The following is an 18,345-nucleotide window of genomic DNA, read 5'->3' on the forward strand; positions in this document are numbered from 1 at the left end:
AATCATATTCATATCCCTCCTAAACTATCGAAGCAACGTAACATCTCCTCGAACATCGAATGTTTTCCCATTAGTAAATCGCCCCATTGCCCTGTACACGTAAACACCTTGCTCGCATAGCTTTCCCTTATAGTAGCCGTCCCAACCTATATTGACATCATTGCTTTCGAATAATTTTTCACCCCATCTATTGTAGATCAACAACTTGTAGGTAACAACGCCCTCGCTAATTGGGTGAAAAACCTCATTCTTATAGTCTGGCATTTCGTAAACTCCACCATTAGCACCATACGAGTTTGGAATAAATGCATTGGGGAATTTTAAAACGCCTTCGCCAACAACTTTTACTCCCGCCTTAACCAAAGTGTCATCAGTACAGCCATTTTCGGAGGTCACGCGCAGCCTAACATCATAATTACCCAACTTTTTGTAGGTATACGTTGGATTTTTTTCGGTAGACGATCCAACCATATCTCCAAAATCCCAAGCGTAATCTTTTCCTTCGGTTGACGTATTATAGAACTGTACACGAGCCTCGGGAAGCATAGCCTCATTAGGAGCGAGCTTAAAACTTGCAACCGGATTAGGATAAACCTGCAGCGTCGTATAGGAGTACGAGTTACCGCCGTCGCCCTTTACGGTTAGCTGAACGTGATACTTTCCAGGCGTTTTATAAACGTGATATGGGCTATCCTCCGTTGATGTTGTTCCATCGCCAAAATTCCATTCGATAGACTTGTAGTACTTAGCCTGATGAACAAACTGTGTTTCCAACGGAGAACAGCTACTACCAACGCTCGATGAGAAAATAGAAACTGGGATAGCAGGCTTTAGATAAAGGAACTGCGTCATCTCGTCCTTACAGTTTCCATTAGACACCTTTAGCGTTACATTGTACTTATAGTCATTAGCAGGATCTCCCCATGTCTTATATGTATAAACAGGAGGATCTACGCCTATGTACTTACCTCCATCTCCAAACGTCCATTCGTAATTCCAATTTGTTGCCTTTGGAGTAGTTTGGTTGTTAAACAGGAATGAAGCGTCAGGATAGGTCCTCAAAGGTGGATCTATGGTAAAGTAGGCTATAGGTGCCGAGAATACCGTAAAATCTTTCGATGATACATGCTCACAACCATATTCCGATTTTACCTTAAGCTTGACATTATACACCTTATCCTGCTCCTGAAAATTCTGGAAAACATGGCTTGGTGAGCTAACGTGAGCCGTTACCCCATCATCAAAATCCCAAGTGTAGTAAATAGCATTTTTTGAGGAATTAGCAAAGTTTACCGTCAAAGGATTACATCCTGCATCCGAAGGCGTAAACGTAAAAGCAGAAGTAACATGAGGATAGGTATAAACCTTCTGAGAAGTACTGTCTTTGCAACCAAAATCGCTAACCGCTTTTAGCCAGACCTCCGTCATTTTTGGAGTATCGGCAAGGTTATCAATATTGAACTGAACGTTAGAGTTTCCATTTCTCACAACAGATGCCGTTCTGTCATTATCCAGCCAGAAGGTGTACGTTGGCATGGAACCTATAGAAAGATTCTGCACATCAACGTTAAAAGGAGCACAACCAGAGGCTGTGTTTATTGCCATTTGAGCCTTGGGAATGGGGCGAACAACAACCGTCTTAGTCGTTGAATCGCTACATCCATGGATAGAAGTGGACTTAAGCTTGACTGCGTATGTAACTCGCTCTGTTCTGGATAAATTAGTAAACGTATACTTAGGATTTACATCCCCAGAGCTACCTAGACTTCCAAAACTCCACTTATAAGAAGCCGAGTTGTTGTACGACTTTGTCTCGTTTGTAAAGTTTACAACCAATGGGTTACAAGCTTCAGTAACATCCATTGCAAAGTCGCTTCGTGTTCCAGGATAAACATCTACCGAACGCTCAACCTCTTTGAAGCAGGTAGCATCTCCCTTATAGAATACCTTTAGCTTTAGCTTTTCGGTCTGAATGGTATAATCCGTAGTCGAATTTATAAAGTTCAGATCAGGAATTTGCTGAGAAGTGCTGGTTCCGTTCGAACCTAAAGACCACTCGTAACGGTAAGCCGAAGATGGATATGCATTAACAACCTTCACGGCTAAAGGCGTACATCCGTTTACCTTATCTAAACTAAAATCAGCCAATACCTTCGGATAAACGTCTACACGCTTGGTTGAGACATTAGTACATCCATCTTGGTTCTTAGATGTTAGCGTAATATTATAGGTTTTAATGCTAACAGTATCGCTATTAGTAAATACCATTGATGCAGGGGTAACGCTTGCCGAAGAAGTATTATTCCCAAAGTTCCAAGTGTACGCAGAAGAGCCAGTAGACGAATTGGTAAACGAAACCGTAAGCGGATTACACCCCTTATCTGTACTTAAGCTAAAGATAGACTTGACCTCTGGCTGAGCATCTACAGTTTTGGTGACAATATCGCTACATCCCGTTACGGCATCACGAGCCGTAAGGGTTAGCGTGTATGTTTGAGCACTTGAGGTATTGCTATTATAAATGTATGTTCTAAATCCAGCCTTTGATGTTGTTAGAGTATCTCTCTTATTCCCGTTTACTACATGCCCAAAGTCCCATGAATATTCGGTTCCATTAAGCGAACTATTGGTAATATCAATCGGGAATGGAGTACACTTCGAAGGCTGAATAAAGGTAAAGGCCGCTTCTACTTTAGGATATACACCTATAGACTTAGATGTAGTAGCCTTACATCCCTTTACGTTGGTAGCCGTTAATACCACATTATAATTCTTTGTGGTAGAGTTCCTATTGATAAATGTATGGGCTACCGTCTCAGAAATGTCCGAAGTCTTTACAGATTGTCCGTCGTTAAAATCCCAGTTAAAAGAAAGATTTCCACCTGTTGATGTGTTGGTTAACACAACTGGAAGATCTGAGCATCCACCCACTTTATCTGAGGTGAACGAGGGCACTAATCTTGGATGAACGGTGAGATTAATTGTTGAATCGTCGGCACAGAGCGTATTTTTATCAAGTACCGTTAGCTTAATTGGGTAGTTCAACACTGTATTAGCCGATTCGCTATCTATAACCTTTTCAAATGCAAGTTTATCAGACTTAACATCAACTTGGGGTACACCTCCAATAGTATGACCATAATCCCAGGTAAACTGCTGTCCATTGAGCGACGTATTCGTAAGCTTAACCTTCATTGGGCTACAAACCTCCAACTCTTCCAGCGTAAAACTCGACTCTACTCTAGGTACTATCGAAATATCTTTTACAGCCTCAGCTGAACAACCAATAGCATTGCTAGCAATAAGCTTAGCATTAAACGTTGCATTGGTCGCATTCCTATTCAAATAGGTATGGGATACAGGATCCAGCTTATCTGTAGTATACGCCGAACTTGGATCGCCAAAGAACCATGTATAGGTTGTTGCTCCAGTTGTGGTATTTTGGAAAGATACCTTACCAGTACACTTATCAACAACCGAGCTGCTAAACGATGGCAGCACTTTAGGGTATACGATTAAATCCTTGGTGGAAACAGCAAAGCATCCGGATGTCTTATCCAAGGTTGTTAACTTTACTTGATAGGTTAAAACCTGATTAAGGCTTTCACTATCGATTATCTTCTCGAAAACATCCTTTGTAGCACGAACTTCCTGTTGCGCAATACCTCCAATAGTATGCCCATAATCCCATTTAAACTCGCTACCATTCAACGAGGTGTTGGTTAGCTTAACCTTAACAGGGGTACACTTCTCCAGCTCCTCCATTGTAAAACTTGACTCTACAAGAGGTACTATTGAAATATCTTGAGCATACTCTGCAGAACATCCGATAGAGTTACTAGCAGTCAACTTAGCGTTAAACGTTGCATTAATGCCACTCCTATTTAAGTAGGTATGCGCAACAGCATCTAGCTTATCGGTTGTGTACGAAGATGTCATGTCGCCAAAATTCCATGTGTAAGTAGTTGCACCTGTTGTTGCATTTTGGAAGGATAGCTTTCCTGTACACTTATCAATAATAGTACTAGTAAAAGAGGGTTTTACCCTTGGATGTACGGTAATGTCCTTTGTAGAAACAGCAGAACAGCCCGATGATTTGTCCAGTGTCGTTAACTTAAGGGTATAGGTTTTTACCTGAGATGGATCTTCACTATCAATGATCCTATCAAAAGCATCCTTTACCGTTTTAACCTCCTGTTGAGCAACACCGCCAATTGTATGTCCGTAGTCCCACTGAAACTCTGTTCCATTCAAAGAAGTGTTGATAATATGTATCTTCATAGGAGTACACTTCTCAACAACATCGTAGGTAAAAGCCGACTCGATACGAGGAACTATATCCACGCTGAACGTTTTGGTGGCTTTACACCCCTTAGCATTTTCGGCAGTTAGTGTTGCCGTATATGTTTTTTGTAATGCTGTCCTGTTTTCGTAAGTGTGCTTCTGTGCAATAGCCGTAGCAACACCAGCTGATTGGCCATCGCCAAAATCCCAAGTATACGAAGTGGCGCCTGATGATGTGTTATTAAATGTAACCGCGCCGGTACATTTATCATCAACAGCAAAGGTACCACTTGCAACCACCCTAGGATCTACCACAACGGGAACAGCAGTAGCCGTTGCCTGACAAGCACCACCCGAGTTGGTTGCAACAAGGCTAATGTTGTATGTATTTGAGGTTGCCCCTGTATTATCGTAGCTGATGGTAAACGAATCCCCCGTTGTCTTGGTGGCGGTTCGTCCATCTCCAAAATTCCACAGGTAAGAGGTTGCCCCTAGCGATTTTGGCGTTATTTGCACATCGAATGGAGCGCAAGCCGACAGCTGCTGAACCGTAAATGCAGCCTTAAGCAATGGATGTACGGTAACTGGCTTTGTTATAGTTGCAGAGCATCCATAAATAGAGCTAACCGTAAGTACCGGGTTAAAGGTCTTATCGGCAGTATAGTCAAAATTGTTGTACGTGTTAGACACACTTGAACCTGTTGCCGTAGCTCCATCATCAAACGACCATGAATAGTCGTAGTTTGGATCGTTGGTTGATGCCGTAAAAGTTACGGGTAAAGGATTACATCCTAAATTTTTATCAACCGTAAATCCAGCAACCGGCTGAGGGTAAACCCTTGCAAAACGCGATACCGTGTTAAAGCAACCTCCCTCGTTCGTAACCTTCAACGTAACAGAATAGTCTTTAGGTGTAGACGTAGTATTGGTAAACAAGTGCTGTCGTTCTGAGACGAAAGAGTTCTCAACCAAATCAACATTCGAATCGGTTTCAAAATCCCACTCATACTTATTGCCCGGATTGCCCTGCGACGTGTTTACAATGGTTGCGTTAAAGGGCGCACAGCCGCCCAAATCTTTAACCACAAAATTAGGATTGATACGCGAGTATACAGAAACCTTTGTTGGCAACACGTAAGTACTCTGACATCCAGAGATCGACTTAGCCGTTAGCTTAACGTCGTACTGAATGGTATTGTAGCTAGAATTATTGTACAGGTGTGTTACGCTAGCAGTAGTGGTAGTAGCAGAGGTTGCTCCATCACCGAACTCCCAGAAAAAATCCGTAGACCCCTTGGATGAAGAGTTCGTTATGTTAAGAATCTCTCCGTCGCATAGCATATTATCCCCGACTGTAAAAAGGGCATTTACATAAGGATGTATCGTCACCTTTTGCTCGTGGAAGTCCGTACAGCCTCCTGCCCCTATTACATCAAGCCTTATTGTTCTAACATCTTCAGCCGCAGCATCAGGAGTTCGGTTGGTTGTAGCTACATCAAAAGCATTAGGAGCAGTTGCGCTTGCAGCAGATGTAAACCCATCCCAAGTCCAATTCTTCGACGCGATCATTCCGGTAGAACCGTCGGTAAGAACCGCATTAAAGTTAGGGTTAGGACATCCGCTATTCTTATCGAGCGTAAAATAGGCATCAACTAAGCCATAAACATCAATAGTATCTGTTGCTACCGACTTACAACCAAACTTATTCATCATTGTAAGCGACACGTTATACCGCTGCTTAGTCTTATCGAGAACCGAGAATGCATGATTGACAGTTGCAGCAGCAGTATTAATACTACCTCCATCGCCAAAATCCCAGATGTAGGTAATATCGCTAGCGGGCAATGCCGTTGGTGGCGATACATTCTCGAAGGATAGGCTACGAGGGGAACAGAAGGTTGGAGTTGGGTCTATTCTATTCAGCTTGGCTTCGACCGAAGGATAAACCGTAATCTTCTTTTCTATTACATCGCCACAACCCGACTCGCTCTTTACGATGAGCTGAACGGTGTAGGTTACGGCCGTATCGGTATTGTTTACGTATAGATGGCTAAACTTTTCCACCAAACCAGGGGACTTAAACTTGTTCGAAACCGTATCGATTTTATCGCCAAAGCTCCAGCGTAGCTCTGCTGCGTTTAGCGAGGTATTGGTAAAGCTAACCGCAAGCGGCGAACATCCGGCAATTTTGTCGACCGAGAAACCCGCTTTTACCGGAGGCAGAATTTGAAGGTTAATGGTTTTAATCTCCTTCATGTTACATGCTCCCGAAACCTCTACCTGGTACTGCTTTACCCCCTGAACCGGAATATTGGCAACCGGATTAAATACGGTAGGATCGCTAAGATAGTCTTCGGGAGTCCACTTGTAGGAGGTTCCGCCCTTGGCGTAAAGCTGAATTGGGGCGCCAAAGCAAACCTTGGTTTCGCCAGCCTCTACGCCTGCAACATTGGCATCAATTTTCAGCTCGTTAAAGTCCGAGAAGAAACCGTAGTTACAGCCTCCGCTGCTGGCGCCGTAGAACACCCCGAAGTGGAAGAGGTCGCCCTTGTTGGTAAGAATATTCCCCTGTCCTTCCTTAAGGGAGGGAAACTTGCCGGTATTCCAGTTGAGCACCTGCAAAAACCACCAGTCGGTTCCGGGGAGCTGGGTCCAATTACTTCCAGCCGCCGCCGCTAGGTTAATCTTTTCGCCGTTTAGGTAAAACGCATCTTTACCATTGCTACGAACCATAACGTTCGTATTAAACGACTTTCCTCCTTGGCTGAGCTTGTAAAATGCCACTTGGGTACTTCCGGTACACTTATCGATTGCGGGCAGAATGGCACCACCAAGCTCTCCGCCGTAACCTCCCACATGTAGCAGCGACACCTTCTTGTCAGCCTCTACGATGCAGTAATCGCCCAAGGTAGCAATGTCGGCCTGCTGCCCGGCATCTATGGTAACCGTTATAAAGTCGGCCGGATTGCCATTGTTGTTGTAGAACTTTACGGTTGTTCCATTCTCGGTTGCCGTCACATAGATGTGATCATCGCCGTTGGTTGCCTGTGTTTTTAGCACCACATACTTGAGCCCAATCGACGTCATATTTACCAGCTGATCGCCAATAATGTCGTAGTTGCCTCCCCCAAGATTGTGAACGGAGTCGTCGTTGATGGTAATCGCAATGTTCTTATCCGAGGTGATGAGCGTTCCTGAAAGGTGATCGGCACCGTTACGCGCTGGTTGTCCACCTACCAGCTTTGGGACAATGCTTATACACTCACCCTTATTCAGGGTAATATCCTTACCCGATCCTTTCGTAACGAGCGTTCCATGAATGTAGGCATCCTGGGTAGGCTCTACATGAACCGTTGTTGCATCTTCGGTTGCCACTATGTTTATGGAGGAATAGGCCGGGTGCGTATTCGAGAACTGGTGGTTGGAGCGCAGGTTTTGGAAGGGCACGTAGAACTTGGTTCCCAGCGCATTCTTCCCCTTAAGGGCATACAAGTCCGTATTGTTAACGTTGGCAATTTGGTAGTAGACCGAAATTGGGGTTGTCGCCGTAATTAGGATACCGCACTTGTTAACCCCTGTAGGGTTTGTGGGGTTTGGTAAAGTCTTATATTGGTTTTCCGCATCAGGGTTTCCTGACTTACTCGCGATAACAGCCGTGTTAATAAACGGACTCATCGACTGTATGTACGCAGAGTTGGCCGGAATATCAATAATAATTGGGGTAAAGGATGGGTTAGCGGGCATGCTAATCGTTACCCGGCTCGGCATATCCAATGTCGAAATCGTGAAATTCGCAGGTTCTCCTCCTGGAGACTGGTGCTCGTACGTAACATCGGGAATAACAAACCAGAATTCCGTATCGGTTTGCGCGAAAGATTTCAGTCCACAAACTGTAAATAGGAGCAATAGCAATATGCCCCTAAAAGGATTAAATTCAGCCTTTACCTTCATAACCAACAGCCAATTTTATAACTAAAGCTTAAGGGCATTACAACACGCCCATTATTCCCCCCTTTTCACACCTTAAAGAAAGAAAACATTTTTTTCAAAAAAAACATGGATTTCAAAAAAAAACACTTCGTGCACGAAATATAGCATTTCGCTAATGCTAGGCGCTATGCTTTCAAGCAATTATTCGTTAAGAAAAATTTGTGCCCCCCCGAGCGCCTCCCCCTGCACCAGCAAGAAACAGAAGTGGCACAGCTATAAGCATGCAACGGCACAACCCTATTTACCCGAAACCTACCGATCGTAGCCTCCCGAAGGTTGTAGCGAAGCGCAAATCCCGAGAAGCGGGGCCTTTTTAGAATCTATTAAATTCCGATTTTAGATGCCGGAACAAGCCCGGCATGAGAGCGGCAATTGAGCTATATGCGTAACTGAACGTCATTGCATCTCCAATCTCTCGTCGCACATCTCATATCTCACATCTCACATCTCATATCACAAGTACAAAAAAGCCCACCCCATTGCAAGGTAGGCTTCCGATAGTTACCCCAAAGCGGCTACTTCTGCTCGCCTCCTTCGGTCTTGGTTGGGTCATCCTTTTTCTTCCGCTCGTTGTACTTCTGGCGGATGCTTAGGTAGCGGCTGTAGATGGCGCGCTGCAGCTGGGCAAACTGCTCCTTGTTGGCGTTGTACTTGGCGTTGTAGGCCAGGTAGCCGTAGAATGCGTTGATGGCATCCTCCAGCTTCCTACGGCTCTTGGTGGCCGATAGGCTGTTCCTAAACTCTTCCTTATCGCTCTCCATCTCGCCCCAATCCGAACGAAAATCGTTCTCGCACTTGTCCAGATTGTCAACGAACACCTTTACTCCGATCTCGGTGGCCATCTGGTAGTTCTCGGGCTCCTTCAGGCGGTTGATGATGATCTTCAGGTACTCGCTCTCCTTCGAGTCGGGCAGCCTTTCGACACTTGCACCGTACATGTCCATAATGCTGTACAGCTTGGTTGCCTTTTGGCTAACCTCATCGACAGGCGAGTAGGTTAGCGAATCGATAGCCTTACGAGTTCCCACATAGGCATCGTCGCGACGCTTATCGGCCTCGTTTTTCGACAACGTATTGTCGCTTTTACGTACACGAGCCATGGCGTCGTCGTAGCTCAGCTGCTCGTTTACCACCTCCTGGTAGGGTGCCGACTCCTTCGCCTCCTTGAGGGTCGAAGCCACAACCTCCTCCTTGATAACCGTTGCAACCGAACCTACATCGGCGACACCGAGCTTGGCCATTGCTAATTCGTCCATAAGAATTAGTTTTTTGATTAGCGGCTGACTGCTTTTGCACCATTTACTTAAGGCAAGGTCGAATATCCCTAACGCAAGCTACTACAAGGGCTATACTGCCGGTTGCACAGGCTATAGCTCAGCTGCCGGGTGGCGATAGAGCTTTATACCCTGTAAAAGCTCAGCTGCCGAATGGCAATAGAGCTTTACGCTTTGTAAAAGCTCAGCTGCCGAGTGGCGATAGAGCTTTACACTCTGTAAAAGCTCAGCTGCCGAATGGCGATAGAGCTTTACTCTCTGTAAAAGCTCAGCTGCCGAGTGGCGATAGAGCTTTACTCTCTGTAAAAGCTCAGCTGCCGAGTGGCGATAGAGCTTTACATTCTGTAAAAGCTCAGCTACCATGTGGCGACGGAACTTCTCCCTTGGTGAAAGCTCGACCCGAGGTTTCACGCAGCTGCTACAGCTTGTACTACGATTAAAAATTTGGAAATTTTTGTAGGCTATTGGGCCCGATTTGGCTGAATAGCCCGTAATGTTATGCGTTAGCTGATATTTTTGCTGGCCTAAAGAATGCTACTAAAAACAATCTTTACCGATGCCTAAGATAAAAAATTTAGTTTGGTTAACAAAACAAGTATAAATCTTCATGGTGACTTTTTGAAAGTACGCGCTTGACCCATTAAAAAGAGCACCATTGGTCGGCTTATGCTGCTTTTATTGCCGTTGGCTGAAGCTAATGGCAATGAGATCGGCATGATAGAATCAGGACTCTTTTATCACGCCCTAACCAGACGGCTACGAGGGGGCTGCCACGGATCGGCCCAAAACTCCCAAGAAAACCTTTAGCGAAATTTTAGCAATATTAAGCTTATGGCAATGGCGCTTTTTATGCCTAATAATTAAGGAGAACGGGGTCGATTATAAATGCCACAAGAAATCATGAAAAGCTTTCGCCCTAAATTTATTGATTAATTAAGCTATATTTCAAACCGAAAAGCTATAAGATAACTGTTGGATTATGAGAATAGGGATGAGAAGGATGATGCTGTACATCATCCTATTGGTGTGTTCTACCATTGAGCTAAAGGCTCAAACGGTTTACCTAAAAGAAGGCTTTGAGCTGGGAAGAAAACCCGACGGATGGACAGAAGAAGCGGTTGTAGGGGGCGTCCCTTGGCGCTACCGAAATGGGGGATACAACCCCGACGATCCAAACCTTTTGAAGCCGGCTGCAACGTACGACATGTTCAGAAACCCCGATAGGGCAAAGGCAGGAACCTATAACTCATGGTTCTTCACCCAAGGCTTCGGAAGGGAGCAAACCAAGCTGATTACGCCTCCCCTAGACCTAAAGTTCGCGGTAATCCCAACCATAAAGTTTTGGCTAACCATTTACGAATGGCGCGTACCCACAGGGGTAAACAACGACATCCTGCGAATCTACTATAAAGTAGGGTTCAACGGGGGTTGGAGGCTCCTGCAAACCTACAACTTTGGCCAAAACGAGTGGCGCGACTTCCAGCTAAACCTCCCCGCCGAAGCGCTTCAAAAGGACGTTTACATCGCCTTCGAAGGGCTAAGCCGCTGGGGGATGGGGATCTGCCTGGACGAGGTTAAGATCGAGGAGACCGGATCACAGGCCAAGACCCTAGTAGAGGTGGTCGCCGATGAGGTAACCACCGACGTCATCCCCAACGGGACCAGCAACAACCCCATCCTTCGCTCTAGGCTAAAGGTAACCGGCAACACCGGCAGCGCCATCCTAAGCAGCGTAAAGGTAAACGCCACCGCCACCAAGCTAACCGACATAACCCGCGTAACGCTGTACGCCACACAGGAGCCCGAGTTCAATACCTCCACTCCAATAGCGAGCGGCACCCTAGGCGGCAGTTCCACCATTCTCACCCCCAACTACAGCCTCCCAACGGGCTACACCTACCTATGGGTTACCTACGATATTGCAGCAGACGCTAAAAGTGGCAATACCGTCGATGCTGAGATTCCCGCAAGCGGGATTACGGTCAACGGAGCCGCGTACGCCAACGCCACCCTCAACTCTGGCGGTATAAGGGTGATCAAACAGAAGCTATTCTTTGATGACTTCGAAACCAACACGGGATGGATCCTGTCTAACGATTTCGAAATTGCCGCACCGATGGGCAAATCGGGGGCGTTCGGCAACCCCGACCCTGCCAATGCCGTAAGCGGCACGAAGGTTCTCGGAAACGACCTGACCAAAGACGGGGTGTACGATGCCAACATTCCCTCTTCGGCCCCATACACCGCAACATCGCCCAGCTTCGACGCTCTTTTCTACAAAGGGTTGATCCTAAATTTCAAGAGATGGCTGAACGTTGACATGTACGACACCGTGAAGATTCAGGCGACCAAAGACAACGGTGCCACATGGACTACGCTTTGGGAAAATACCGACTACGCCCTCGACGACGGCTGGCAATCCGCCTCGGTGGCCTTCCCCGCCGAGTTCGACAGAGCCCACGACATAAAGCTGCGATTCACGCTCTCCTACACCAACGGAGACCGGGAGTTCACCGGATGGAACATCGACGATGTTTCGGTTATCGGCAACTTCATGGAGAAGGATTTGACCATGACCGGAATCCTTAGCCCAACCAGTACCTGCGGAAACTCAGCCACCAGCCAACCGATTACCATCAAGGTGAAAAATGCCGGATCGAAGGAGGCCGTGGCCCCCATCCCCGTAAAGATTACCATTAACGGCGGCACCACCATCAACGACAAAATTGACCAGAACATTGCCCCAGGTGCCGAAGCAACGGTAACCCTAGGCACTACATTCCCAGCCAACCTCTATGGCGATCTGAAGATTATTGCCCAGGTGCTGCTTCCCGATGATGAGGATAACGTAAACGACACTACCAGCGTAAACGTACATATTTCCAAAACGTACAAGGTGCCGTACACCACCAATTTCGACACCCCCGAAGATTGGGTAAAGGAAGGCTACAACTGGATGCATGGAGTATCAACAGCCCCCAATATCTCTGGAGAAAGCGATGCCGATAAGATGTGGATTACCAACCTTAACGGCAACTACAACAACAGCACCAAGGCAACTCTAACGAGCCCCTGCTTCGACATTATTGACGTAGAGAGGCCCATGCTCGAGTTTAAAGCCAACTACATCACCGAGCTGGAAAAGGATGGGGTAACCCTATCCTACTCCACCGACAACGGCACCACCTGGCAGCTGTTAGGCAACAATGGAGACAAGTGGGATGCGTTATGGGAATGGAATAGGCAAAGTACCATCGCCTCGTCGGGCAAGGTGGGCTTTAGCGGCAACAGCGACGGATGGAAAACCTTTAGCCACCTGCTCCCTACTGCCCTTAACGGAGCTACCGGCGCCAAGTTCCGTTTCGAGTTTACCAGCGATGCCCAAAACAGCTTCTACAGCGGATTTGGGCTCAACGGATTTACCATAAAGGAAGCCCCCGATGACTTTGGGGTTTCGGAGATATCAAAACCCGTGGAGCTAACGGGTACCGATGTTTGCAATGGCTTTACCGAAACCGAAAAGATAACCTTTAAGGTAAAGAATCTCGGAATAAAGAAGGCTAAAGCAGGAACTGCTGTAAAGGTTACCTTCGAGTCGAAATACGCAAAAAAATTAGGAGACCCCGTTTCTAAAACCGAAACGTTCGAGGAAACGTTTACGCTTCCTGCAGACTTAGATGTAAACGCCGAGCAGGAGTTCATAACAACGAAAACCATAGACATGAACCGTGGCGGCCTCTACCAAATTACCGCCAAAACCATAGACGACCCAGAGAATTTCTACCTTACCAACAACGATTCGTTCACAAAGCTTATAAAGGTGAACAAGCCCATTGTAGACCTTGGTCCAACAGTAATGCTAGGAGGCCCCAATCCAAGCTTGCATAAATTCGACATTTCTGGCGACGCCTCAGGGTTCGACTATACCATAGATTGGCTAGTAAAGATTGGCGATGGAGCTTGGGCTGTAAGTCCCAACGGCACCAGCGGAGCATACGTTCGAAATGTTACAACCGGAGATTTCGTTGATCCCAACAACAAGATAACCTACAAGGTTACGCTAACCGAAAATACATCGAAATGTAACGTCAGCAGCACAACCGTTGTTTACAAGCTAAACCCCGACGTTGCCGTAGATAAAATAGTATCGCCAGTTGATGCCTGTAGCCTTAGCGATAAGCAAGCCGTCACCATCAGCTTAACCAATAACGGGAAGGATATAGATATCATTAAAGCAGGAACGGAGCTAACCCTCCAGCTCAACTTTAATGGAACTACAACCCCACCCCATACATTTGCGGTTCCTAACGATGTAGCCTCGGGCCAGTCGTTTGAGTACACCTTCCCCGAAACGTTTAACATGTCGGCTACGGGCACAACCTATTCGCTAAAGCCATCGGTTACCATGCAGTACGACATCAAAGTTGCAAATGATATGCTCGATGCTAGCGTAAAATCGTTTGGATTCCCAGCTTTTACGCTAACCCCTCAAACGCAAACCGTAAACGCGCTCGACTACACCTACGATGCAGACCCTGCAATGGCGTACAAGTCGTACGAGTGGTACGATAAAACCACGCTAAAAACAAACAAGGTTGTTTATCCTGGGCCTGCCGATGGCAAAGTGTGGTGTACGGTAACCGACAACAACGGATGTAGCACCAAATCGGAAGCAACTATAACCTTTGCGGTAAAGGATATTGCTGTGAAATCGGCAAATAACATTCAAACGTCCTGCACCCACGATCCTGCAATGAAGCCTTCGCTTACCATCGAGAATAAGGGCAACGTTACAATACCTAGCGGCACGGTAATCCCATTTGAGATACTAAAGAATGGAGCCTCAACCAACGATAGCTATACGCTTGCGGCCGATTTTGCGCCTGGTGCCACTACCGAAATCATACTAAACAACCCCATCGATCTATCGGCCAAGGGGAACTACACGGTAAGCTTTACCGCTAAGCTTACCGACGATTTGGTGGCCGACAACAACACGCTAGCCACCACCGTAGAAACCTACGGGCTTCCCCAGTCGACCCTTCCCCCTACGGTAACAACCAAAGACGTGGAGGTAACCCTCGATGCCGGTGCCGGATTTACGGACTACAAATGGAGCACTACCGAAGCAAGCCAAACCATCCTAGTATCAAAAGATGGGAAGTACGATGTTAAGATCACCGATGCCAACGGATGCTCCAACATTTTTAGCTCGCAGGTAACCTTTATCCGAAACGATCTAAGCGTTGAGCTTACATCGACCTACGGAACCGCCAGCACCGTTTGTACAGGTGCAGACGAATACCCCGTTAGCATCAAGATAACAAACAAGGGTAACGATACGCCCGTAGCAGGAACAAAGATTCCGGTAACATTCAAGGTTGGGGCTACGGAATTCAGCGAAGAGATCACCCTTGTAGCCGACCTTGCCCCCAACGCAAGCATCGACTATACATTTACAAAGAAGGCTACGTTTACAACGGCTCAGCCAACGGGCGTTTCGGCAATGATTACGCTCGACGACCTGAACCTAACCAACAACTTTACCAACGTCATAAACGTAACGGTAAACCAAACGCCGACGGTTAGCCTAGGTGCCGATGTTACATCAACATCAACTAGCCACACCATTGTGCCTACCATTACCCCCGATCTGGCATCGAACACCTACAAGTGGAATACCGCCGCTACCTCGAAGACGCTGACGGTAACCAACTCGGGAAGCTACGCGCTAACGGTAACCAACCAAGGCTGCTCGGCATCGGACGAAGTTGTGGTAAGCTTTAACCGAAAAGACATTGCAATAGCATCCATAGACAGCCCTAAGGACTTCTGTGCATCTACCGAAGGCCATGCTGTTGCTGTAAGCTTCAAAAACTCGGGGCTGGAGAATATTGCGGCGGGAACAAAGGTTACCCTTTCGTACACGTTTAACGGCAATACCGTAACCGAAGAAACCACCCTTGCCGAAGAAATGACCATCGGCAAGACCATAGCCTACACCTTTACCCAAAAGCTACCCGCGCTAACGGCAGGCAGCTACTCCATTTCGGCAACGGCAACCTTTGCCAGCGATGGTGTTGCCGCCAACAACACGCTTACGGGTAACTTTAAGGTTAATCCGGCTCCTACGTTTACGCTCACCAATCCGATTACCAGCAGCGATGCACAGGTAAGCATTACAGGCCCTGCCGGCATGAGCAAATACCTATGGAGCAATACGGCAACGACCCAAAACATTACAGTAGAAACAGGAGGCACCTACTCGCTAACCGTAACCGATGCCAACGGATGTACTAGCACCCAAAGCACCGAGGTGGTTTTCAGCACGGACATCGAGCTTACTGCTATTGTAAACACCAGCATTTGCCAAAACAACACACCAGAACCAATAACCGTAACGGTAACCAACAAGTCGGGAAGAACAATCACAAAAGGATCAGAGCTAGATTTTGATGGTACCATAAATGGAGTTGCATTTACAGAGGAACTGATGCTAGCGGCCGACTTGGCGCCCAATGCATCGACAACCATCACGCTAACGGCCTCGCTTCCTAGAGCTACGGCTGGTCAATATCCTATTACGGTAGAAGTGGACATCGATAACGATCTTAATACGGACAACAACAAGAAGGATGCTACCATAACCGTCAACCCAACCCCAACGTTTACCCTTCCGGCCGATATCGTTTCGTCGAACACGCAGGAAACCATCAACGGGCCATCGGGAATGGCAGCTTACCTGTGGAGTACCGGTGCAACAACCCAGTCGATAACCGTTACCAAATCGGGAACCTACACCCTTAAGGTAACCAACGATAAGGGCTGCTCGTCCGAGCAATCAATCTTGGTACAGTTTAGGGGTGGCGACCTCGTTCTTAAGTCGATCGTCAACAACGAAAAAATGTGCCAGTCGGGCCGCGCGGTTCCCCTTTCGCTGGTAATTGGCAACGATGGCGATATGCCGATACTGAAAGGGGAAACCATTACCATCTCCGTTAAGTCGAATGGCTCCGTAAAGACGGAAAACTTCGTGCTCACCGAAGATCTTCTGGCCAAAACAACAGCCACCATCACCCTTACAACTGCCACCGGGATTAACGCCGCTACGGCAGGAACCACCGTAACGGCCGAGGTGAGCGTTAGCTACCAGTACGACGTAAATACGAATAACCCATCGGTAACCCGAACCTTTACGGTGGTGGCCAACCCAACCTTTACCATCGACATAAAAACGGCAACCGACAGGAGCGAAGCTACGCTTACGGCCAACAAGCCCGAGCTAAGCTACCTTTGGTCGACCGGCGCTACCACCAAGGAGATTACCGTTTACGAGAATAGCCTATACAAGGTAACCGGCACGAATGCCGACGGGTGTACGCTTACCAAGGAGGTTGCCATAGACTACCTGATCCCTTCGGTAAAGAACATCGTCATGGTTTATCCTGCCGTAAGCCAAACCAAGTGCTACGATGGGAAAAAGGCGCCATTCGAGGCCATGCTCGTTAACGAAAGCACCAACACCCCGGTTGCCACAGGAACTAGCATCAAGATATCCTGCACCTACCGTATCGACAAGCCCGATGGTACGGCCTTAGAGTATAAGTTTAGCGGCACAACAACGCTTGCCCAGGAGCTAAAGCCTGGCCAAAGCATCGTGTACCGCTTCGATAACATGACCGCCCAGGGCAAGCAAGCAGCCAACATGGTGGAGGAAGCTGCGGGCAAGCACACCATTGCCGGATTCTCTGAAATTGGCGGCAAGCAAAGCGCCGTTAAGACTACGCAGTTCGAAATCTACCCTATACCCAAGATCAACCTAGGCAATGATGTTATCTACCGTCCGCTACCAAGCACCCTGAACGTTAACCTCACCAGCGACTACACGTTCCTATGGAGCACCGGACAAAACACCAGCAGCATCATCATCGACACCGAAGGGGAGTACTGGGTAAAGGTTACCAGCAAGAACGGCTGTACGGCATCCGATACGGTAGAGGTTAAGCAGGGAGCCGAAGAGGCCACCCTTAAGATGAACCTGTACCCCAATCCGGCCGTATCGTTTGTCAACATAGAGGCTTTTGCCAGCAGCAAAAGCGACATCTTCATAGAGGTATACTCGTCGGTAGGCGCGCTTATCGAGTCGAAGAAGTTTGAGGCCACCACCCAGGCCATCATCCTCAACTACGACATCAGCCGCTTAGAGTCGGGCAGCTACGTGGTAGTAGCCCGAACCAAGGATAAGAAAATGGCCAAAATGCTGCAGGTAGCCAGGTAGCACAGCAGCAGCCACCGCCAAAATTGAAGGGCGAAGGCCTCCGGTAAGGAAGACTTCGCCCTTCGTGCGTTAAATGCCCTTGCTGCGTAGGAGAACAAACGACCTGTTCGATTCAACATCCCATTTGTTGAGTCCGACAAATGGCTTGTACAATTCAACATTTCATTTGTTGAGTCCGACAAATGGCTTGTACAACTCAACATTTCATTTGTTGAGTCCGACAAATGAAATGTACAACTCAACATTTCATTTGTTGAGTCCGACAAGAGGTTTGTACGATTCAACATCTCATTTGTTGAGTCCGACAAGAGGTTTGTACGATCCGACATTCCATTTGTTGAGTCCGACAAATGGCTTGTGCGATCCGACATTTCATTTGTTGAGTCCAACAAATGGCTTGTGCGACTCAACATTTCATTTGTTGAATCCAACAAGAGGCTTGTGCTATTCAACATTTCATTTGTTGAGTCCAACAGGTGGCTTGTACGACTCAACATCTCATTTGTTGAGTCCGACAAA

3 protein-coding genes are annotated in these 18,345 nt (G+C 47.2%); 1 reads left to right on the plus strand and 2 read right to left on the minus strand.

The window, feature by feature from the left end; all coding sequences use genetic code 11:
- Positions 1-24 precede the first annotated feature (24 nt).
- Together CLV25_RS00985 and CLV25_RS00990 are read right to left on the minus strand one after the other, a co-directional pair.
- Positions 25-8,235: a PKD domain-containing protein gene (locus tag CLV25_RS00985; RefSeq protein WP_131837769.1), complete on the minus strand. Its 8,211-nt coding sequence runs from the start codon at positions 8,233-8,235 to the stop codon at positions 25-27.
- A gap of 554 nt (positions 8,236-8,789) precedes the next feature.
- A complete protein-coding gene (locus CLV25_RS00990) occupies positions 8,790-9,530 on the minus strand; it encodes a DUF6261 family protein (protein WP_131837770.1) in 741 nt (246 codons plus the stop codon).
- A gap of 997 nt (positions 9,531-10,527) precedes the next feature.
- Between CLV25_RS00990 and CLV25_RS00995 the strand changes: the two genes are divergently transcribed.
- Positions 10,528-17,826: a T9SS type A sorting domain-containing protein gene (locus CLV25_RS00995; protein ID WP_131837771.1), complete on the plus strand. Its 7,299-nt coding sequence runs from the start codon at positions 10,528-10,530 to the stop codon at positions 17,824-17,826.
- The last annotated feature ends 519 nt before the right edge of the window (positions 17,827-18,345 follow it).

The organism is Acetobacteroides hydrogenigenes, from assembly GCF_004340205.1.
In the GTDB taxonomy this organism is placed as follows: Bacteria; Bacteroidota; Bacteroidia; order Bacteroidales; family ZOR0009; genus Acetobacteroides; species Acetobacteroides hydrogenigenes.

Excerpts from the sequence above, each read along its gene's own strand:
- CLV25_RS00990 (WP_131837770.1), bottom strand. The coding sequence starts at position 9,530 with ATGGACGAATTAGCAATGGCCAAGCTCGGTGTCGCCGATGTAGGTTCG.
- CLV25_RS00985 (WP_131837769.1), bottom strand. The coding sequence starts at position 8,235 with ATGAAGGTAAAGGCTGAATTTAATCCTTTTAGGGGCATATTGCTATTG.
- CLV25_RS00995 (WP_131837771.1), top strand. The coding sequence starts at position 10,528 with ATGAGAATAGGGATGAGAAGGATGATGCTGTACATCATCCTATTGGTG.